This window comes from Mycolicibacterium sp. 624 (assembly GCF_040548615.1).
Taxonomy (GTDB): Bacteria; Actinomycetota; Actinomycetes; order Mycobacteriales; family Mycobacteriaceae; genus Mycobacterium.
On sequence record NZ_JBEPRZ010000002.1, the window covers coordinates 360,349 to 381,521 of the forward strand.

Below are 21,173 nucleotides of genomic sequence, written 5' to 3' on the forward strand. Positions count from 1 at the left end.
CACGTCGGATGAAAGCGAGGGCGACATGCCCAACGGAAAGCCGAACATCGTGGTCATCTGGGGCGATGACATCGGCATCACCAACCTGAGTTGTTACAGCGACGGCGTCATGGGCTATCGCACCCCGAACATCGACCGGCTCGCCAAAGAGGGCATGCGATTCACCGATTCCTACGGTGAGCAAAGCTGCACCGCGGGCCGGGCCGCCTTCATCAGTGGTCAAAGCGTGTATCGCACCGGAATGAGCAAGGTCGGTATCCCTGGCGCTGACATCGGTTGGGCTGCGGAGGATCCGACCATCGCCGAGTTGCTCAAACCGCTGGGCTACGCCACCGGCCAGTTCGGCAAGAACCACTTCGGCGACCTCAACAAGTACCTGCCGACGGTGCACGGCTTCGACGAGTTCTACGGCAACCTGTACCACCTCAACGCCGAGGAGGAGCCCGAGCAGTACGACTACCCGCACGAGGATCGCTACCCCCGGCTGTACAACCTCGCCAAGCCCCGCGGTGTGTTGAAGTGCAAGGCCACCGACGACGTCTCCGGTGAACCCGACGACCCGAAGTACGGGCCCGTCGGCAAGCAGACCATTGAGGACACCGGGCCGCTGAACACCAAGCGGATGGAGACCATCGACGACGATATCGCCGAGGCCACCGTCGACTACATCAAGCGCCAGCACGAGGCGGACACCCCGTTCTTCGTGTGGTGCAACTTCACCCACATGCACCTCTATACCCACGTCAAACCGGAGAGCCGGGGACAGGCCGGCCTGTGGCAGTCCGAGTACCACGACGCGATGATCGATCACGACCGCAACGTCGGCACCGTCCTCGATGCCATCGACGAACTCGGCATCGCCGAGGACACCATCGTCATCTACTCCACCGACAACGGACCGCACCGGAACACCTGGCCCGACGCGGGCACCACCCCATTCCGAAGTGAGAAGGACACCAACTGGGAGGGTGCGTTCCGCGTGCCGGAACTGGTCCGCTGGCCCGGCAAGATCGAGGCTGGCGTCGTCTCGAACGAGATCATTCAGCATCACGACTGGCTGCCGACCCTCCTGGCCGCCGCGGGTGACCCGGACATCAGCGAGAAGCTGAAGAAGGGCCATAAGGCCGGCGCCGACGGGAACACCGAGTACAAGGTCCACATTGACGGTTTCAACCTGCTCCCCTACCTGACTGGTGAGGTAGACGAGAGCCCGCGGCGTGGCTTCTTCTACTTCTCCGATGACGGTGACCTAGTCGCCATGCGTTTCGAGAACTGGAAGATCGTCTTCATGGAGCAGCGCTGCCCGGGCACGCTACGGATTTGGGCCGAGCCGTTCACCTCGCTCCGGGTGCCGAAGCTGTTCAACCTGCGTACCGATCCGTTCGAGTACGCCGACATCACGTCGAACACCTATTACGAGTGGCTGCTGCGACACGACTACTTCGTCTTCTATGCCACCGCCATGGCGACCAAGTTCCTGGAGACGTTCAAGGAGTTCCGCCCGCGGCACGCACCGGCCAGTTTCAGCGTCGACCAGGCGGTCGAGAAGCTGCACGAGTACCTTGCAAAGGACTGACAAATGCCTAATTCGCAACCGAACATCCTGGTCATCTGGGGCGATGACATCGGCATCTCCAACCTCAGTTGTTACAGCCGCGGCATGATGGGCTACTTCACCCCCAACATCGACCGGATCGCTGATGAGGGAATGCTTTTCACCGATTCCTACGGCGAGCAGAGCTGCACCGCGGGACGGTCGTCGTTCATCACCGGACAGAGCGTCTATCGCACCGGTATGAGCAAGGTCGGCATGCCCGGTGTCGACGTCGGGCTGCAGAAGGAGGACCCGACGATCGCCGAGGTGCTCAAACCGCTGGGTTACGCCACCGGCCAGTTCGGCAAGAACCACCTTGGCGACCTGAACAAATACCTGCCCACCGCACACGGATTCGACGAGTTCTTCGGAAACCTGTACCACCTCAATGCCGAGGAGGAGCCGGAGCACGAGGACTACCCCACCGAAGAGGAGGCGCCTCTGCTGCGCAAGGCTCTGGTACCGCGCGGCGTGATCCACTCCTGGGCCACCGACGAGGACTCCGGTGAGGTCGACGAACGGTACGGTCCGGTCGGCAGGCAGCGCATCGAGGACACCGGACCGCTGACGAAACTGCGGATGGAGACCATCGACGACGAGACCACGTCTGCATGCGCGGAGTTCATCAGGCGTCAGCACGAGGCGGAAACCCCGTTCTTCGTGTGGATGAACATGACGCACATGCACTTTCGCACCCACACCAAGCCGGAGAGCAGAGGTCAGGCCGGGCGCTGGCAGTCGCCGTACCACGACACGATGATCGACCATGACCGCAACGTCGGCACGCTGCTCGATCTGGTGGACGAACTCGGGATCGCCGAGGACACCATCGTCATCTACTCCACCGACAACGGCCCACATGCCAACAGCTGGCCCGACGGGGCAACCACCCCGTTCCGCAGCGAGAAGGCGACGAACTGGGAGGGCGCGTTCCGCATTCCGGAGTTGATCCGCTGGCCGGGAAAGATCAAGGCCGGATCGGTATCCAACGAGATTGTCCAGCATCATGATTGGCTGCCCACATTCGCAGCCGCTGCGGGTGATCCGGATATCGTCGAGAGACTCAAGGCCGGTCACAAGGCTGGCGCCGACGGCAAAACCGAGTACAAGGTGCACATCGACGGCTACAACCTGCTGCCGTATCTGACTGGCGAGGTCGACAAGAGTCCGCGGCGCGGGATGATCTACTTCTCCGACGACGGCGATGTGCTGGGCATCCGAGCCGACAATTGGAAGATCGTGTTCATGGAGCAGCGCTGCCAGGGCACGCTCGCGGTGTGGTTCGAGCCATTCACGAAGTTGCGCGCACCGAAACTCTTCAACCTGCGCACCGATCCCTTCGAACACGCGGATATCACCTCGAACACCTACTGGGACTGGGTGATTGATCGTCTGTACCTGATGTTCTACGGCTCAGCGATCGTGAACCAGTTCCTGGAGACGTTCAAGGAGTTCCCGCCGCGGCAGGAGCCGGCGTCGTTCACCATCAACCACGCGGTCGAGGAACTCGAGAAGTTCCTCGCCACTCGCGGCGGCTGAACGTGGCGGAGCTCGCGACTTGGGCCGACGGCGCGACGAAGTCGGCAATCATCGACTTCGTCGCCCGTGTCACGACCGCTGGACCGGACTTCGTCCCGCCTGAGGAACGCGTCGCCGTCTTCGACAACGACGGCACGCTGTGGTGTGAGAAGCCGATGTACATCCAGCTGGACTTCATCGTGCGCAGGCTGGTCGAGAAGGCAGCGACCGATACTTCGCTGGCCGCCAACCAGCCGTATCAGGCAGCGGTGGCAGGCGATCTGAACTGGTTCGGCGGAGCCATCACCAAGCACTATCAGGGTGATGACTCCGACCTCAAAGTGCTTGCCGGGGCGGTGATGTCGCTGCATGAGTCGATGACCGTCGAGGAACACGCGGCGCTGGTCAACGCCTTCTTCGCCGAGGCCAGCCATCCCACGCTGCAGCGCAACTATCTGCACTGTGTCTACGCGCCGATGGTCGAGTTGCTGCGCTACCTCGAGACGCACGACTTCACCTGCTACATCGCGTCTGGCGGTGGACGCGACTTCATGCGGCCCGTCACGTCGACGATCTACGGCATCCCGCCCGAACGCGTCGTCGGCAGCTCCCAGGGGCTGAAGTTCGACGGCCGCGACGGACGCGGCGACCTGCTGATCCAGCCGACGCTCGATGTCTTCGACGACGGGCCGGAGAAACCCGTGCGGATCTGGAACCGCATCGGCAGGCGGCCGATCCTGGCCGCGGGCAACTCCAACGGCGACGACGAGATGCTGATGTACGCGGGTCGGCCGGACAAGCCGTCGTTGCGCCTGCTGGTGCTGCACGACGATGCCGAACGCGAATTCGACTACACCGCAGGCGCGGAGAGGGTGCTGGACCACGCAAAGCAGTACGGCTGGACCGTTGTCAGTCTCAAGAACGACTGGACGGCCGTCTTTGCCTGACCTCGACCGCCGAGACTGCGGTGAGATCGCCGTTTCGGCCGAAAGCGCGATCTCACCGCAGTCTCGACGGGGAGCACACAACCAGTGAGCGACGGCTTCGCCTGGATTCCAGCCCAGACCGCGCTACTGGGTTCCGACGCGCACTACCCGGAGGAGGGTCCCGTCCGGGAGGCGACCGTCGAGGGCTTCTGGATGCAGACCCATCAGGTGAGCAACGCCGACTTCGCCGCGTTTGTCGAGGCGACCGGCTACGTCACGATCGCCGAGCGGCCGATCGACCCCGCGGACTTCCCCGACGCTCCACCGGAGAATCTGCAGCCGGGATCGATGGTCTTTCATCGCACACCCGGTCCCGTCGACCTGCGCCACCTCAACCAGTGGTGGACGTGGACGCCAGGTGCGTGCTGGAACCACCCGCGCGGCCCGAAGTCCACCCTGCGCAACCGCGAGCATCATCCCGTCGTGCACGTGGCGTTCGAGGACGCCGAGGCCTACGCCGAGTGGGCGGGCCTGGCACTGCCCACCGAGACGCAATGGGAGGTGGCCGCCCGCGGGGGCCTCTCCGGGGCGACCTACACGTGGGGCGACGCACCCGAGGGCCCGGGCGAACGACTGGCCAACTACTGGCACGGCGAGTTTCCCTATCTGCCCGACACGGGTTACGGGACAACACAACCCGTCGGGAGCTTCACGCCGAACGACTACGGCCTGTTCGATATGGCGGGCAACGTCTGGGAGTGGACGCTCGACTGGTGGACCGACACCCGTGCGCTCGAGTCCTGCTGCGCGGCGGACAGTTACGACCCCAACCAGCCGCAGTTCCAGATCGGCCGCAAGGTGATCAAGGGCGGATCGTTCCTGTGCGCGGACAGCTACTGCCTGCGCTACCGCCCCGCCGCGCGCAGGCCGCAGATGGTGGACACCGGGATGAGCCACATCGGCTTCCGGTGCGTCCGAGCCTAGGTCGGGGGCGGATTGCGGCGTGCGGCGATCCATACCTCACCCCGTCGCACGGCTTCCTCTGTGGCCTCGAACAACCGGTCTGTGGCCAGCACCATGCCATCGGCTCCCAATAGTTCGACCAGGCCGGCGAGTTCGAACACCTTCGCCGTCGCGGGGCTGACTCCCGCGATGATCAGCCTGCCGCCGTTGGCCGCAAGGTCCTCGGCCCACCGCCTCAATGCCTTGATCACCTTCGACGAGGGCACATCGGGCAGCGTGTGCATCCCCAGCACCACGACGGCGTTGTTGGAGCTCTCGACTCGGGGCCAGTCCTCGTCGATCCGGGGCACCTCGGCGAAGAGCCCCACACCCGAGTACTGCAACACCGTCACAGCGTCGTTCGCGACGGCGTCTGGCACCGGGACCACCCACCAGTCGCCGTCGGTCCGCGAAAGGGCGATCAGCTCCGCTGCCTGCGAAGCCTTGGCGCAGTACAGCACAAGCGAGGTGAGCGCACCGATCAGGATCGCAGTGTGCAACGGCAGCTGTGTCGTGGCCGCGAATGTGACCAGCATCGCGACGGCGGACAGCGGAGCGGTACGCACCACCAGTTTGATGTCGGCCCACCGACCCATGACCAGCTCAGCGCCGATCACGAGAATGAGCCCGCCGATGACCGGCATCGGGATCCGTTCCGCCAGCGACCCCGCGACCAGCACCAGGGCCGCCAGCCACAGCCCGGCGAATATCCCCGCCCAACGCGTCTGAGCCCCCGCAGAGACCGCGACGCCGGTACGCGAAAGCGATCCGCCGGTGGGTAACGCGCCGAACAATCCGCCTGCAACGTTGGCCGCCCCCTGCGCGACGAAGTCACCAGATGTGCTCGGGCGGCTCCGATCTGGGTTTGGCACGGCAGCCGAGATACCGGCCGCCTGCGCCAGCCCGACGAGCGCGACCGCCAGTCCCCCGACTAGCAGCTCGGGCATCGCCGCGAAGTTCGGCACCGAGAACGGCGGAAGCGCATTGGGAATGGACGCGATATCGCTGACCGTCTCCACCTGCACCCCGAGAAGCGCGACGCCCAGCGTCACGACGACGAGCGCAATCAGGATCGCGAAGGCCTCAAGCGGTTTGATGAAGTGAAACACCGCCCACACCGCGACCGTCGCCACCGCGACCAAACAGGGGCCGACCTCCCAGGAGCCGATGTGCGCGAAGGCGTCGATGAACTTGCCGATGGTGTTGTGACTGTCCGGTCGGTACCCGGTGGCGTCGCCGATCACGCCGGCGATGATCTGCAGCGCGATACCGGCGGTGAATCCGGTCATCACCGCGTTCGAGACGAAGTTCATGATCGATCCGAACTTCAACAGACCCAGCACCAGCATCACGACCCCCACGACGATGGCCAGTGCGGCGACGTTGGCGGGGTCGGACGGATCCAGGCCGGCGTCCGTCAGCACACTGCGCGATGACAGTGCCAGGGCGCTGGTCAAGGTGGTGACCATGAGCACGGTGCGGGCGAACATCGAGCCGACGATCGTGGACACGACGCCGGAGTAGAGGCCGGCCACGGGGTTGAACCCGCCGATGCTGGCGTACGCCATGCCTTCTGGGATCGAGAACAGGCCCGTCACCAGTCCGGCAACGGCATCACGGAACGTCGGCTTGCCCAGCTTGAGCCTCATCCGGATCCAGTCCCCTCAGCCGCCGCATCGTCCGACATCTGCTGATGTCGGGAACCGCGCCATGTCCCATTCCACGCCAAGTCGCCCGAGTTCGTCGGCGGTATCGCCCGACGCGTGGTGCCGAGCTAGCGATTGCGCTTACCAGCCGAGAGTGCGAGGTTGTATCACGTTCTACATGGCTGACTGGGGAGGCGCATGACTGACGCGGTTTTGGTGACGGGGCCTTTGGGCTAGTGGGATCGGCGACGGTGAGACGGCTCGCCGCCGACGGGCGACGGGTGGTGGCCACCGATCTCGACAACGCCGAGAATCGCAAGGCCGCCGCCGGACTGCCAGCCGGTGTCGAGGTGCGCTACGCCGACCTCACCGACCCGGCCGCGGTGGACGCGCTGATCGGCGACGTTGCGCCCGCCGCGATAATCCACCTGGCCGCGATCATCGCACCGTTCTGCTACTCGCGGCCCGCGCTGGCCCGCAAGGTCAGTGTCGATGCCACCGGGTATCTGGTGGAGGCCGCCAAGTCACAGGATCCGCAGCCGCGGATAGTGGTGGCCTCCAGCGTCGCGGTGTACGGATCGCGCAACCCACACCACATCACCGACGTGCTCTCGGCTGACACCCCGATGCGGCCGACGGACCTCTACGGCACACACAAGGCCGAAGCCGAGGAGCTCGTCCGCACATCGAGCCTGGACTGGGTGGTGCTACGCCTCGGCGGCGTGCTGACCACCGATATCAGCTTCGACATCAAACCCGAGTTCCTGTTCTTCGAGAGCGCGCTGCCCACCGACGGCCGAATTCAGACCGTCGACGTGCGTGATGTCGCCGCGGCATTCGCGGCGGCGACCACCGCAGACTGCGTCGGCGAGATCCTGCTGATCGGTGGTGACGAGTCGCATCGCCTCACCCAGGGCGACATTGCCGTCGCGACGGCGGGCGCCATGGGTCTGGTCGGCGCCATCCCGATCGGGCGCCCCGGCAACCCCGACAGTGACACGGACTGGTTCGCCACCGACTGGATGGACACGGTGCGAGCCCAGGAAGTGCTGAAGTTCCAACACTTTTCGTGGCCCGACATGCTCGCCGAGACCGCCGAGAAGGCCGGCTGGAAGCGCTACCCGTTCCGCGCCGTCGCCCCGCTGATCGGCTTCGTCCTGCGCAGGCAGTCGGCCTACCGCAACGCCCCGGGCAAGTACGCGGACCCGTGGGGCGCCATCCGCGGCAAGTGGGGCGACCCAGGACCCGACCGGACTCGCTGAGCCAGAGCACCTCGTTCGGCCGGCACCTCTGACAGGATCAGCGCGTGGCCATGAAGACCGAGTTCACCGCGTCGCAGAAGCGGGCACTGGCGATCGCCACCGGCGTCGCCATCGCATTCGGTGCGTACTTCCTGCGCGGCTTCTTCATGGTCATCGTCGTGGCAGCCGTCGCGGCATACCTGTTCCACCCGCTGTTCATGTGGCTCGGCAAGAGGATGGGCAAGGGCCTGTCAGTGACGCTGACTGTGCTGGCGGCGCTCTTCGCGCTCATCATTCCCCTCAGCCTGCTGGTGCTCCTGGCGGTGGTGCAGATCAGCGCGATGGTCCGCAGCGTCTCGGACTGGGTGTCGCGGACCGACCTCAGTTCGCTGGGCGACCGGACACTGAAGCTCGTCAACGACACGGTGGACAAGGTCCCGTTCCTGAGCGACTTCGACGTCACTCCCGAGATGATTCAGGAGCGGATGACCACCGTCGCGCAGCACGTCGGCGAGTGGGCCCTGGGCTTCCTGCAGGGCGCGGCCGGTGGGCTGGCGGGTGCGCTGACAGCAGCCGTCCTCTTCATCTACGTGTTCATCTCGCTGCTGTCCAACCACGACAACGTGCAGACGCTGATCCGCAAGCTCAATCCGCTCGGCGAGGACGTCACCGACCTCTACCTGGAGAAGATGGGCGCCATGGTGCGGGGTGCCGTGTTCGGCCAGTTCGTCATCGCCCTGGCGCAAGGCCTTGCCGGTGCGGTGTCGATCTACATCGCGGGTTTTCACGAGGGGTTCTTCATCTTCGCGATCATGCTGACCGCGCTGTCGATCATTCCCCTCGGCGGTGGCATCGTGAGCATCCCGTTCGGCATCGGAATGGTCCTGTTCGGCAACGTGTGGGGCGGCCTGTTCGTCGTCGTGTGGCACCTGCTCGTGGTCACGAACATCGACAATGTGCTGCGACCGATCCTGGTGCCGCGTCAGGCCCGCCTGGACTCCGCGCTGATGCTGCTGGCGGTGTTCGCCGGCATCACCATGTTCGGCTTCCTCGGGATCATCATCGGGCCGGTCCTGATGATCGTCATCGTCACCACGGTCACCGTGTACCTCGCGGTGTACAAGGGCGTACCGATCACCGATCTCGACGATGAGGCCGACGAGGACGACAAGCCCGGCCTGCTGGCCAGGCTGGTTGCGTGGGCCCGCGCCCGCCTGGGCTCAGACCACCAGCGCGACAGGCTTCAGACCAAGCAGGCCGAGGTTGAGGACGAGGCCGAGGCGACGCCGGCCAGTTCGGACTGAGCCGGCTACACGCCCCTAGTTCGCGGCCAGTCGCTCCGTCAGGAAGGCGACGACGCGCTTGCGCGCCTCATAGGCCGGGTTCCCGTCCACCTCGCGCACCTGATCGGTGAGCACCGAGTGCGCCATCCGGCCGATGCCGTCCGGGTTACCCGGCTTCGAGCTGATCTCGATGACCTCGAAAGCGTCGCCGAGGCGCGCCTTGAGCGTCTTGAACCGGTCGCCGGGCGACATCGGGTCCTCGCTGAACCGCAGTCCCATGGCGCACAGCCCCTCGTCGGCGGCCCTGCGCTCGATGATCTTCAGCTCGGCCTCCGAGAGGCCGGGGTCGCGGCGCTGTTTCAGAGTCAACGGCAGCGGCAGCGAGGGCTGACTCATCACCGGCGCGAGCACGCTGTCGTCGACGGCGGCCGCCAGGGCGAAGCCACCGGTGAAGCACTGTCCGATGACGCCGACGCCCTTGCCGGGTGTCTTGTCGTTGAGGTCACGCGCAAGGGCGCGCAGGAAGTGCGCGATCGGCCGATCTGCGTTGGTCGCGAATGCGGCGAACTCCTTGGTCACGCATCCCTTCAGCAGGACCGGCACAGCTCCGGGCCGCAGCGCCGGCGCACCAGGCGTGCCGAACAGCGAGGGTGCGGCGACGGTGAACCCGTTGTCCACCAGATGGTTTCCCAACGCCAGCACGCCGGGGTGCAGGCCGGGCATCTCGGGGATCAAGACGACGCCGGGGCCCTGGCCCTTGCGGTACACGTCGTAAGTGAGTCCCGCGCCGGTGAACGGTGCGGCTTCCCAGCCAGTGAGGTCGGCTTCCGGAGCCGCCCCGCCGGCGACATCCGAGTTGCGTGACGACATGAACGCTCCTAGCTGACTGGCAGTGGTGGCTGCGTCTGAGTGGCCTCCGCCAGAATACGGTACTCATCGGTACCGGCGGCGCCCGTCAGCGCCAATTGCGCCGGGCCGGTCGGGCCGTCGATCCGGGTGGTCCACACCGGCCGGACGTCCTCACCGCCCTCATAGGTGACCCACTTGACGCCGTTCACGTCCTCGGCGCCGGTGGGAATCAGGCTGGTGTCCATCCAGCTGAGCAACTTGTCCTCGTCGGCGTCGCTCTGGGTCAGGCTGATGAACATGCCGGTCGGGGCGAGGTAGCCGACCCGCGACGTCAGGGCCCGCACTTCCACGCCCTCCGCATCGGTGCGACCTGCTTCGATGCTGCCGCGCGAGCCCGAGTTAGCCCGCCAGCCCTCGGGCAACTTGGGCAGCCGGATCGGAATCTTCAACGTCTCGGCGTCGGCTCCCAGTGCGGCCGGGGCGTCATACGGCGGTGTTGGCCCCTCGCCGGGACCGTTGGGGGCAAACGAGCACATCCCGAGAACACCTGCGGCAACGATGCAGACCAGCACCAGCGGCGCCATCGACCAGAACATGTCGCGCCCGTCCTGCCGCAACCGCGACTTGGCTGGCCTCGGCGGTGGAGGAGGCTGTGGCGGGTTCGCGGGCGGGACGGTCACCGTCCCAGTATCCCAGCTCCCAAGAACCGAGCTGCTAATGGGAGAATCTGGCACATGACGCCATCGAGACGTGAAGCCCCGGACCGCAACCTGGCCCTCGAGTTGGTGCGGGTGACCGAAGCAGGCGCCATGGCCGCCGGTCGGTGGGTCGGCCGTGGTGATAAGGAGGGCGGCGACGGCGCAGCGGTCGACGCCATGCGCGAGCTGGTGAACTCGGTCTCAATGCGCGGTGTCGTGGTGATCGGCGAGGGCGAGAAGGACAACGCCCCGATGCTCTACAACGGCGAAGAGGTCGGCAACGGGGACGGTCCGGAGTGCGACTTCGCGGTCGACCCCGTCGACGGCACCACGCTGATGAGCAAGGGCATGCCCAACGCCATCTCGGTTCTCGCGGTCGCCGAGCGCGGCGCCATGTTCGACCCGTCGGCCGTCTTCTACATGAACAAGATCGCCGTCGGCCCCGACGCCGTCGATGTCATCGACATCACCGCCCCGATCGGCGAGAACATCCGCCGGGTCGCCAAGGTGAAGAACTCCAGCGTTGCCGACCTCACCGTGTGCGTTCTGGACCGGCCGCGGCACGCGCAGCTGATCGCCGATGTGCGGGACGCGGGTGCCCGCATCCGCCTGATCTCCGACGGTGACGTCGCTGGCGCGATCTCGGCATGCCGACCGAACTCAGGCACCGACATGCTCGCCGGAATCGGCGGCACCCCGGAGGGCATCATCACCGCGGCCGCGATCCGCTGTATGGGCGGCGCCATCCAGGCCACGCTGGCGCCCACCGATGACGCCGAACGCCAGAAGGCCCTCGACGCCGGGCACGATCTGGACCGGGTGCTGCACACCGAGGATCTGGTGTCGGGCGAGAACGTCTTCTTCTCCGCCACCGGCGTCACCGACGGCGACCTGCTGCAGGGTGTGCGCTACTCCGGCGGCGGCTGCACCACGCAGTCGATCGTCATGCGATCCAAGTCCGGCACCGTCCGGATGATCGAGGCCTACCACCGCCTCACCAAGCTCAACGAGTACTCCGCGGTCGACTTCACGGGCGACAAGTCCGCGGCCTACCCCCTGCCCTAATCCCACCCCACCTCCGATCTACCGAATAGGGAGCACATGACCGCCGACAATGACGTCGAGTACCGCATCGAGCACGACACCATGGGTGAAGTGCGTGTGCCCGTCAACGCGCTGTGGCGCGCACAGACGCAGCGCGCGGTGGAGAACTTTCCGATCTCGTTCCGCCCGCTCGAGCGCACCCAGATCCGTGCGATGGGCCTGCTGAAGGGCGCCTGTGCGCAGGTCAACAAGGACCTGGGCCTGCTGGCTCCGGAGAAGGCCGACGCGATCATCGCCGCAGCAGGTGAGATCGCCGACGGCCTGCACGACGACCAGTTCCCGATCGACGTGTTCCAGACGGGGTCGGGCACCAGCTCCAACATGAACGCCAATGAGGTCATCGCGTCCATCGCAGCGGCCAACGGCGTGACCATCCACCCCAACGACGACGTCAACATGTCGCAGAGCTCCAACGACACGTTCCCGACCGCGACGCATATCGCGGCGACCGAAGCCGCTGTCCGCCACCTGATTCCGGCACTCGAGGTGCTGCACGAGTCGCTGGCCGCCAAGGCTCGCCAGTGGCGCACCACGGTCAAGTCCGGCCGCACCCACCTGATGGATGCGGTGCCCGTGACGCTGGGCCAGGAGTTCGGCGGCTACGCCCGCCAGGTCGAGGCCGGTATCGAGCGGGTCAAGGCCACACTCCCCCGGCTTGGTGAACTCGCCATCGGCGGCACCGCCGTCGGCACCGGGCTCAACGCCCCCGACGGTTTCGGCGCGAAGGTCGTCGACGTCCTGGTCAGCCAGACGGGGATCGCCGAACTGCGCACGGCGGCCGACTCTTTCGAGGCTCAGGCTGCACGCGACGGGCTGGTCGAGGCCTCCGGCGCGCTGAAGACCATCGCGGTCTCGCTCACCAAGATCGCCAACGACGTGCGTTGGATGGGCTCGGGGCCGCTCACCGGCCTCGGCGAACTGCAGCTGCCCGACCTTCAGCCCGGTAGCTCGATCATGCCCGGCAAGGTCAATCCGGTGCTGCCCGAGGCGGTTACGCAGGTCGCGGCCCAGGTCATCGGCAACGACGCGGCCGTCACCGTGGGCGGGCTGTCGGGCGCCTTCGAACTCAACGTCTACATCCCGATGATGGCCCGCAATGTGCTGGAGTCGTTCACGCTGCTGGCCAACGTGTCGAAGTTGTTCGCCACGAAGTGCATTGACGGCCTGGTGGCCAACGAGCAGCACCTGCGCGAGCTGGCCGAGTCCTCGCCCTCGATCGTGACACCGCTCAACTCGGCGATCGGCTACGAGGAGGCCGCCAAGGTCGCCAAGGAAGCACTCAAGGAGCGCAAGACCATTCGGCAGACGGTGATCGACCGCGGGCTCATTGGCGACAAGCTCTCAGAGGCAGAACTCGACAAGCGCCTGGACGTGCTCGCCATGGCCAAGGTCAAGGATGGCGACTAGCCACTTTCCGCGAAGCTTCCGAGTGTGAACGTGGCGACGTTATCGGCCCGATCTTGTCGTGACGTTCACACTCGGCATTGCCGGACGCAGGGAAAGCCGTGAACGCCCTCGATGAAGTTCGCGTGGGCGTCACCAGCCTGATGACGGCCTACCAGTACCTCGCCGACACCGGCAAGATCGACCGGCTGGCGGCGCTGTTCGCGCCCGACGGGGTACTGGAGATCGGCGCCGAGAGGTTCACCGGCCCAACCGAGACTCTGGGCATGTTCACCCGTGCCGGCGGGCAGTTCGCCGACGCCGACTTCCTACCCGCCCGTCACCACCTGAGTTCGATTCACGTCGAGCCTCAGCCCGACGGCAGCGCCAAGACCTACGCGTGTTTCCAGTTCATCGGCACCCGCGGCCTTGACCACTGGGGCACCTACCGCGACATCGTGGTGCCCAGCACCGACGGCAACGTGGACGGGGCTGGCTGGCGGTTTCTGCACCGACGGGTGATCACCGAGGGGTTCGCGCCGGGGTCGCATCTGGCGCCCCCAGCCACCTGATCCCCGGCCAGGCGCTCAGGCTGTGGATCACCAGGCTCAGGCTGACGGTCACCGCCACCACCTGAATGATCAACGACTCCTGCGCGAGGTCACCACGGTCGACCACCAGAAGCCCCAGCACGAGCGTGCTGATGCCACGCGGACCGAACCACCCGATGAACAGTCGCTCGCGTGTGGGCACGTCGCTGCGCACCAGCGCCACCGACACCGCGACCAGGCGCACACCCAGCACGGCGACGATCGCGAATACGATTATGCGCCAGTCGGCCTCGCGCCAGCCGACGATCACGGCGTAGCCGCCGAACATCGCGAACACCAGTAGTTCGAGCAGCTGCCCGGCGGCGGCCGACACATGCATGTCCGGGCGTGAGCCGACGCGGCGCGCCGCGAATGCGAAGGCCAGTCCGCCGGCGAACGCCGCGACGAATCCGCTGCCGTGCAGGTGTTCGCCGACCTGAAAGCACATCAGCGCGATGGCGAGCGTCGCCAGTTGTGCCCACGTGTCGCTCATCCATCCGCGTTTACGCGACGCACCGATCACCCAGCCGCCCAACAGTCCGACGCCCAAGCCGACCACCACGGACATCAGCTCCGTGCGGACCAGAAACCAGCCCCAGTGCGTCTCATTGGAGTCGGCCCGCTCGGAGGCCACCGCAAGCGCGGCGAGCAGGACCGCCAGCGCGAAGCCGTCGTAGAAGCCACTCTCGGTGGACAGCGCGTGGCGGATTCGCTCCGGGACTCGATCGTTTTCCAACAGTGCGTGGATCAGCGCGACCTCCGTGGGCGCGACGATCGCGGCCAGGCACACCGCCTCCCACAGCGGCATCACCGGCAGCACCAGAACCGCGGTCATCACGCCCAGCACCATGGTCAGGGGAATGCCGATCACCAGCAACCGGAAGGTGACGTCGCGTCGGCGTACCACCGTCGAGAGATCAAGTGCGGCGGCTTGATTGAACAGGATGACGGTCAAGGCGAGCTGCGCCAGCACCGTGAATGTCGAGGTGTCCGGACCGCCCTCCAGCAGGTCGAGACCGAACGGCCCCAACGCCATTCCGGCCAGGACGAAGATCAGCGCGGGCGCCACATACCAGCGCTTCACCAAGCCGGACACGACGGCATAGCACACCACCAGCAGGGTCAGGACGAACGCGGTATTGGTCGCCATCCGACCTCAGGCGCCGTTGTTGGGGCCGCCGGAGTTCTGCCCCTCGATATCGGTGATCGGGATGTTCGGCATCGGTGCGGGCGACGGTGTGTTCGGCAGCGCCGGAATGTCTGCGGGCGCGACATCGTGCAGAACGTTGACGGGCGGGCCGTTCTCCCGGCTGCCGTAGGCGGTTCCCGGCGCCAGCGGGCCGAGCATGTGGCTGACCGTCACGAGGTGGTAGCCGTTGGCCCGCAGCACCGGGATGAACTGGTAGACCAGGTCGACCGTCGAGGAATAGGTGTCGTGGAACAACACCACCGAGTTCGGCTTGATCTGGCTCATCAGCAGGGCGCGAGTGGCTGCGAGGTTGGCGTCGTTGGCCCAGTCGAATGGGATGACGTCCCAGTTGACGTCGGCCAGCCCCTGCTTCTTGGCCTCGGCGAGAACCGAGGCGTTGATCAACCCGCCTGCCGTCCGGACCAGGGTCGGCCGCTGACCCGTCGCCGCCTCGATAGCGTCATTGGCCCTGCTGAACTGGGCCGGGATATCGGCGGGCGGAATGGTGGTCATATTGGGGTGTTCCCAGGTGTGACTGCCGATCTCCATGCCCGCGTCGGCGATGCGCTTGGCCCCGTCCGGGTTGGCCGCCACCTTGTTGCCGATCAGGAAGAAGGTCGACTTCGCGCCGTTGTCCGCCAAGATCGAGAGCAGCCGGTCGGTGTAGGGGCTCGGCCCGTCGTCGAACGTCAACGCGACGCACTTGACCACCGCACAGTCCACGTCGTCGGCCGCTTCGGCCGGGGTGGCCAGCTTGACGTGCCCCGTGAGGCCGCCGACGACCACGATGGCCACACCAGCGCAGACGCCCGCAACCATGCGCCAGTACGACCACGCTGAACTGTCGGGCCGCTTGCGCACGGTGGCAGCCTACCGAGCCGTGCGATTTGGGCGCGCTAAGGAGCGGTGAGCGCTCCTTAGCGCGCCGAAGTCTCGCCTGTCTGGGTGGCCAGCGCGCTCCCCTTATGAGGAGTACCAAAAGGTCCGTCAAATCATTTCGGAAACGGACTGCACCCCGTTCACCATCTCGTCGTAAAAGATCGCGGGTTCGCCTGCGGGGTTGTCGAAAGTGATCGTCACTTTTTCCCATAGCAATCCGGGCGGAAGGTGTTTGACAATGCAAAAAAGTGTCGGCCTATTGTCCCGGAACGTTGACCGCTGAATCGTCATTTCAGCGGGAACAGTGATGCCGCGGGTCCGTAGGGCATCGCGGTTCATGAAGACGTCAATGACGAACCTTGGACGTTCCTCCGGCGCTAGCTGCCACAATTCACGTAGCGCCGAACGGAACACATCGGAATTTGCGAAACGCGCGATATCGTCGATACCGTCTCGCACAGCGGATTCCGTCGCGGACTCGAGGTCGTCGGACACGGACTGAGTCATTGTTCCAGCGTCTGTCCGCCGACCGAGCCACACACGATATAGCCCACGGATCCACATACTGTTACGCCAGCGACGAAGTCGTCGTCGTCCGCGCCAGGAGGGCGCACCGTGTCAACCTGGACACTGCTTAGGATCGACTGCGTTGGGTTCTCGAAATACCTTGTAGTCAAACGAAACTCGTCCGGAATCGGCACGCCGCGCTGCCGAAGGTTGTCGACGGTGGCCAAACGCTCAGCCGTCTTCAGCCGGTCAGCTTCCGGCGCATCCTGGATCTCTTTGAGGACGGCGAGAAACTCCGGATGTGACGCCATTTTGCCCAACGTGATGGCTTGGTCCTTTAGCTTGTCGGCATCCAGCGGGCCTGGTTCGACGGGAGAATTCATTGTTAATACGCTCCTTCTTTGATGCCAGTAATTCACTCACCGATCACGTGGGTCGATGGCACACCGTTCACCGCTGCTGTCGCAGTCGCAAGGAAGAACCGAATAATCCCATCTCTCTGGTTTTGCGTCAAGATCGATAACCATCGAAATGGACAAATCCCGAATTACATCGTCGTGATAATCCAAAAAGGCGTTGATGCATCGAAAGACCGTGCGGCACAATAGGTGCTACATAGGGTGACAATAGGTGCTACACAGGGGTGGCGATTAGGTGCCGCCACGATCAAGCGGGCGAGCGGAGGCTTAATGCATTAGGTGATACAAATTTCGCGCGCGTTCCAAACCGGTCGGAGTACCGCCGTCGCAGAAGAACCCCGTGTCGAAGGTCTCGGCCACAATCCGTAAGCCCGCCTCGATGGCAAAATTGATTGCATCCGAAAGGGTCCGCTCTTCTTCGGCCTCACTGGACTGAGACCAGTCCACACAGATTTCAGTGAACGCGGGACGCCACCACAGGACACCCCAAGTATTGCGCAGACCCGAATCCGCTGGCTTGTCCAGGGCCGCGGTCACCTGAGAGTGGGCGCCAATCACGACTGGGGCCAGGGCCTCGGGCGTAGAGGTTGGGAACACTCCAAGCACGACGTCTGCATCCACCGCCGCGCCGACGGCCTGGATCCTGCTCAGCGAATGCACCGGCCAGAACACGGTATCTGGCATTGCAAACAGGACAGATCGATTGTCGAGCGAATCCGCAGCGGCGACGACCGTGTCGGCCAGTCCGCGGGGGGCGGCTTGAACGACGTAGTGGGCACGAATCCTGTAGGCCTTGCCGTCCCCGATTTCACTCTTCAGCGCGGCGTCTTTGTCGTCTGACGTCACGATGATGCACTCCTCGACGCCCGCTTGTGCAACCGCGCTCAGAGTGAATCCGATGATCGGCATGTTCGTCGCCGCGTGAATTGGCGCTAGTTCCTTTGGAGAATATTCAGGGAGCCGCGTACCGCGGCCTGCGGCGGGGACAAGGGCGACCACTGACTGGTCCATCTGTGACCTCCATCCGAGACTCAGTCCCCCACTTTGGTGGGCGCACAAGTTCCACTCCTACGCACGGCAGGCCGTGGCTGCAATCGCCTCTCCCACCGTCGGGAGGAGCGCGACTGCACGCATGAAGTCCGCTTGCCTATGCACCATCCGGCGGCGGCTGACTGAGTCGATGACGAGATCCCTGAAATGCTGCGCCGTCGCCTCCCCACCGAAGAGTTCGAGGCGAGCAAAGCACTCAACCACGGGATTGGCAGTCAAAACGGGTAGTGAATCCTCAATCTCCGGCGGCCAATTCGGGAATGCCACCCACCTATCAAGGGCTTGAGGACTTCTCAAAGCAAGCCCAAGCAGCGGCACGCTAGAAGTACCGCCGAGCGATCCGAGGATCTCCTCCGTGCAGAGTGTGTTCCGCCATGCGACCGCCGGTACGCCGAAGCAAATTGCCCGGGCGAGCGTCGACGCGAAGCAGTTCTCGGTCATGACGAGGTCAGCGTTCCCGATCAGGTCGTCGAATCCCTGGCTGCTGAGCGGCTCAACGTTCACCACCGACAACCGGCCTTCGGGGGCGGGCGGCAACAACCCCCCGACGTTGACCGACACCAGCGTCACTCTGTCTGCGAGTTCGCCCAGATAAGACTCGATGATGGCTGGATAGAAGCGATAGAGGTATCTCTGAGTTAGCGACGCGAGATTGGAGGCCCACGATGAAACTGTGTGCAGAATCGTGACGCCTCCGATCGGTGAGGCGTGGTCCCGCACCCTCTGGCGACCTCCCTCCGCGGGTCGTTCGAGCGCTACCGGTGCCCAGTCCTTAGTTCCGCTCTCCAGAGGTGACCCCAATGGCGATGGGCGAAGCAACTTGAGTTCGTCGGGGAACGCCGAACTAGGACGGGCGCCAAGATGATCCAGGCTCACGATCGACGAATCGACACTCGCGAGTTCATCCCAAATCCAGTCACCGTGGAGGGGAAGGCTCCCCATCGTGGCATCCAGAAGAGCGGCATCTGCAAACAACGTCAAGGATGGTTTGAGATCTCGAATCAGCTTCGTCACCTCGGTCACGTTGGACGAGTGGTCGGCCGTGAGGGTCGTGCAGGCGTCGAACAGCGCACCAAACAGCGTGATGTGGCCGTGAGAAGCCAGCAAATGGGTGGACAAGCCGGCGGCGCGAAGCCGGTCGATCGCTCTCAATGCGGTCGTGAGTTCGCCCGAGGCACAAGGATGCGGAGCGACAATCAGTGCTAGCTGCATGATGCGAGACTCCGTCTCCAGGCTACGCAGCTGATGCTCCCAGCAATGAGACGAATACTCAAGGTGTGCGACATATTTCGGTCGACGAGAGAGTTCTTAGCGGCTTTGAATCCGGGAACTCTCGAGCAGCCCGGTGACCACGAGTGCGAATCCCTGAGCCGGAGCACCGACGTTGACCTGTACGGCCCTCACAGTTACCTGCCAATCGCCTGGGACCGGCTGTGAGATGGTCACCGCCTCGACATTGTTCGTGACATCGGGTTGTCCGCCGCTGACCGATTCTCGATTGTCGTAGCAGTTCCCTCGGAACAATTCCCCGTCTGGCGCGAGGACCTCCAGATTCAGATTATTGACAACTGGTGTAGCTGAATCCGGAAGCGCGGGTGGCGGATCGGACCAGGCCAACGTGATCTTGAGCGGCGCGTCGCCGACTTGGACGGTCGATGTGATCATCGCGGATTCGCCGGCTGACAGACCTTCGGAGTTCCTGGCATCGATGATGTCCATGGCGCAGTCAGAGTCGGCCAAACCGGGCAGGGAGCGATGCAGTTGCAGCAGACCCCACCCACCCCGCAGGTCCGGTAACGACCCGTCACCACCGGTGTCCCTGGCGGAGTTGATGAGTATTGCCTTCAACAATGCGCCAGTGGGCACGACCTCGCTGGACGCGTCCGGAGCGCCGCCGGGGAATCGACCCTCTATGAAGTACTGCCGCAGTAATGCGGCTGCTCCCGCGGCCAGGGGCGTTGCATAGCTACTGGCGCACGCTGCGCGAGGACCGGTTTCGCAGTCGGTCCCGACTATCGCTGAGCGAATACCGCAACCGACGACCATCAGATCGGGTTTGTTTCGCCCATCTGCAGTCGGCCCCGTCGCCCCGTCACCGACGCTCGCGTCCGGCGACCCGTCAGTTGCGGCGCTGACACAGAGCGCGTTCTTGGCAGTACCCGGAGGGCCTTGTTCTTCTCCAGTGTTGCCACTCGATCCGAGGACAAGACAGTCTTCATGAGACCAGGTAAACGCATCAACATCGCTAGCGGTGAGGTCATACGTCGCGGGTCGCCGCGGTCCCTGCGGTATCGAGTGCCAGCTGTTTGTGTGAATGAACGCGCCGCAGTCGGAGGCCGCCGAAAGCTCGTTCAGCAGTGTTGAACCGCCACTCCCAGAGAATGCGATGAGGTCCATCCGGTTGCCCGCCACAAGCGTTGCGGCCCAGGCAGCTCCACGGTCGGCCGACGCTCCGGGATCGTTCACCGCATCCCCGACAGCGCATCCGGCAGTGAAGGTCGCATGCGATCCCGGTGGCTGGCCAACCCCGTTACGAATGGCGACCACTTTGCGGTGGTCCGTACCCGCCTCCGCATGATTCCCGTCGATGAAGAAGCAGTGTCGCAAGTCCGGTGGGCCATTGTCGATGATTGCAATCACTTGGTCCTGTCCGGACAGTCCTGCGGCCCACAGTGATTCGAACATTCCCGTCATGGCAGGCTGGAGGGCAGGATGAGGTGCGGCCGCGCGGTCATCCACCGCAGGCGAAACGGGCTCCACCCACTGAACTGCGGCTAGGTCAGCCACCTCGTGAACTCTGCTCGCTGCTATCGAGAATCGTAGTGTCGCTTGCCGCCTACCACGGACACCTTCAATCAATGTGACGTCGTGAGCGCCCAACGAAGCCAACGCTTGTTCCAACTCCGAGGTGTCTGCGTCCTCAAACAGCAGCGCGTTGAAGGCGGAGTCCCCAAAGTCGTTGTCATTGGCGGCTTGGTTTCTCGCTGTCGATGAGACAGCGAGCTCGGCGGTATAGGGCATCACTGCCCTTACCAATTCTTCTGACTCGAGCGCCGCCGCTGTCTTCACCGATATTCGCTCGATGTACGCGAAGGGCGCGACGTACTGTGTGAGTCGCAGACCGTGCTTATCTCTCATGGCCGCTGATTCTTCGCGATCCAAGGGGTGAACGAACTGGACAAGCCATGCTTTTGGCGTCTCGACCGGCTCGTCGTCCCCTCCGAGAGTCGGTAGCGTCCTGTCCTTGGGATCGAACTGAATCCCGCCGATTGTTACGCGATAATCCTCGGTCATC

The 21,173-nt window shown here is 64.6% G+C and carries 19 protein-coding genes; 9 read left to right on the forward strand and 10 right to left on the reverse strand.

Going from position 1 to position 21,173, the window contains the following annotated elements; genetic code table 11:
• Positions 1–25 precede the first annotated feature (25 nt).
• The 4 genes from ABIA65_RS08880 (at position 26) to ABIA65_RS08895 (ending at position 5,022) form a co-directional block, all read left to right on the forward strand.
• Positions 26–1,576: an arylsulfatase gene (locus ABIA65_RS08880; RefSeq protein ID WP_354523289.1), complete on the forward strand. Its 1,551-nt coding sequence runs from the start codon at positions 26–28 to the stop codon at positions 1,574–1,576.
• 3 nt (positions 1,577–1,579) lie between these two features.
• Positions 1,580–3,133 (forward strand): arylsulfatase, encoded by a 1,554-nt coding sequence (locus tag ABIA65_RS08885; protein ID WP_354523290.1) that lies wholly within the window; start codon positions 1,580–1,582, stop codon positions 3,131–3,133.
• 2 nt (positions 3,134–3,135) lie between these two features.
• Positions 3,136–4,059 (forward strand): HAD family hydrolase, encoded by a 924-nt coding sequence (locus ABIA65_RS08890; protein WP_354523291.1) that lies wholly within the window; start codon positions 3,136–3,138, stop codon positions 4,057–4,059.
• An 84-nt stretch (positions 4,060–4,143) separates the two neighbouring features.
• A complete protein-coding gene (locus tag ABIA65_RS08895) occupies positions 4,144–5,022 on the forward strand; it encodes a formylglycine-generating enzyme family protein (RefSeq protein ID WP_354523292.1) in 879 nt (292 codons plus the stop codon).
• Here the strand turns inward: ABIA65_RS08895 and ABIA65_RS08900 are convergent.
• Positions 5,019–6,689: a SulP family inorganic anion transporter gene (locus ABIA65_RS08900; protein WP_354523293.1), complete on the reverse strand. Its 1,671-nt coding sequence runs from the start codon at positions 6,687–6,689 to the stop codon at positions 5,019–5,021. The two genes, ABIA65_RS08895 and ABIA65_RS08900, sit on opposite strands and share 4 nt — an antisense overlap.
• A gap of 248 nt (positions 6,690–6,937) precedes the next feature.
• Between ABIA65_RS08900 and ABIA65_RS08905 the strand changes: the two genes are divergently transcribed.
• Positions 6,938–7,948 carry an NAD-dependent epimerase/dehydratase family protein gene (locus ABIA65_RS08905; RefSeq protein ID WP_354523294.1) on the forward strand — a complete coding sequence of 337 codons (1,011 nt, stop codon included), beginning with the start codon at positions 6,938–6,940 and terminating at the stop codon, positions 7,946–7,948.
• Between the two features lie 50 nt (positions 7,949–7,998).
• Positions 7,999–9,231 (forward strand): AI-2E family transporter, encoded by a 1,233-nt coding sequence (locus ABIA65_RS08910; RefSeq protein ID WP_354523746.1) that lies wholly within the window; start codon positions 7,999–8,001, stop codon positions 9,229–9,231.
• A 15-nt stretch (positions 9,232–9,246) separates the two neighbouring features.
• Here ABIA65_RS08910 and ABIA65_RS08915 read toward each other — a convergent pair whose 3' ends face one another.
• Positions 9,247–10,080, reverse strand: a complete 834-nt coding sequence (locus ABIA65_RS08915; RefSeq protein ID WP_354523295.1) for a dienelactone hydrolase family protein — start codon at positions 10,078–10,080, stop codon at positions 9,247–9,249.
• Between the two features lie 8 nt (positions 10,081–10,088).
• Complete coding sequence (locus ABIA65_RS08920) at positions 10,089–10,739, reverse strand: DUF4245 domain-containing protein (RefSeq protein ID WP_241403658.1); 651 nt, start codon at positions 10,737–10,739, stop codon at positions 10,089–10,091.
• 54 nt (positions 10,740–10,793) lie between these two features.
• Here ABIA65_RS08920 and glpX point away from each other — a divergent pair, with 54 nt between their 5' ends.
• The 3 genes from glpX to ABIA65_RS08935 all read left to right on the forward strand — a co-directional run bounded on the left by glpX (position 10,794) and on the right by ABIA65_RS08935 (position 13,816).
• Complete coding sequence (gene glpX, locus ABIA65_RS08925; RefSeq protein WP_241403657.1) at positions 10,794–11,822, forward strand: class II fructose-bisphosphatase; 1,029 nt, start codon at positions 10,794–10,796, stop codon at positions 11,820–11,822.
• Positions 11,823–11,858: 36 nt separating this feature from the next.
• On the forward strand, positions 11,859–13,268 hold the full coding sequence (locus ABIA65_RS08930; protein ID WP_241403656.1) for a class II fumarate hydratase: 1,410 nt from the start codon (positions 11,859–11,861) through the stop codon (positions 13,266–13,268).
• A 98-nt stretch (positions 13,269–13,366) separates the two neighbouring features.
• Entirely contained in the window at positions 13,367–13,816 is a 450-nt protein-coding gene (locus ABIA65_RS08935; RefSeq protein ID WP_354523296.1) for a nuclear transport factor 2 family protein, read from the forward strand.
• Here the strand turns inward: ABIA65_RS08935 and ABIA65_RS08940 are convergent.
• The 7 genes from ABIA65_RS08940 to ABIA65_RS08970 all read right to left on the reverse strand — a co-directional run bounded on the left by ABIA65_RS08940 (position 13,767) and on the right by ABIA65_RS08970 (position 21,172).
• A complete protein-coding gene (locus ABIA65_RS08940; RefSeq protein WP_354523297.1) occupies positions 13,767–14,984 on the reverse strand; it encodes a cation:proton antiporter domain-containing protein in 1,218 nt (405 codons plus the stop codon). The two genes, ABIA65_RS08935 and ABIA65_RS08940, sit on opposite strands and share 50 nt — an antisense overlap.
• Positions 14,985–14,990: 6 nt before the next feature.
• Positions 14,991–15,884, reverse strand: coding sequence for a polysaccharide deacetylase family protein (locus ABIA65_RS08945; RefSeq protein ID WP_241403653.1), 894 nt, complete (start codon positions 15,882–15,884; stop codon positions 14,991–14,993).
• A 126-nt stretch (positions 15,885–16,010) separates the two neighbouring features.
• Positions 16,011–16,409: a hypothetical protein gene (locus ABIA65_RS08950; RefSeq protein ID WP_354523298.1), complete on the reverse strand. Its 399-nt coding sequence runs from the start codon at positions 16,407–16,409 to the stop codon at positions 16,011–16,013.
• Positions 16,406–16,792 (reverse strand): hypothetical protein, encoded by a 387-nt coding sequence (locus tag ABIA65_RS08955; protein ID WP_354523299.1) that lies wholly within the window; start codon positions 16,790–16,792, stop codon positions 16,406–16,408. The genes ABIA65_RS08950 and ABIA65_RS08955 overlap by 4 nt, the downstream gene beginning before the upstream one ends.
• 303 nt (positions 16,793–17,095) lie before the next feature.
• Positions 17,096–17,839: a nucleotidyltransferase family protein gene (locus ABIA65_RS08960; RefSeq protein WP_354523300.1), complete on the reverse strand. Its 744-nt coding sequence runs from the start codon at positions 17,837–17,839 to the stop codon at positions 17,096–17,098.
• Positions 17,840–17,896: 57 nt separating this feature from the next.
• A complete protein-coding gene (locus ABIA65_RS08965) occupies positions 17,897–19,090 on the reverse strand; it encodes a DUF6365 family protein (RefSeq protein ID WP_354523301.1) in 1,194 nt (397 codons plus the stop codon).
• 96 nt (positions 19,091–19,186) lie between these two features.
• Positions 19,187–21,172 (reverse strand): S8 family serine peptidase, encoded by a 1,986-nt coding sequence (locus tag ABIA65_RS08970; RefSeq protein ID WP_354523302.1) that lies wholly within the window; start codon positions 21,170–21,172, stop codon positions 19,187–19,189.
• Position 21,173: the final 1 nt, after the last annotated feature.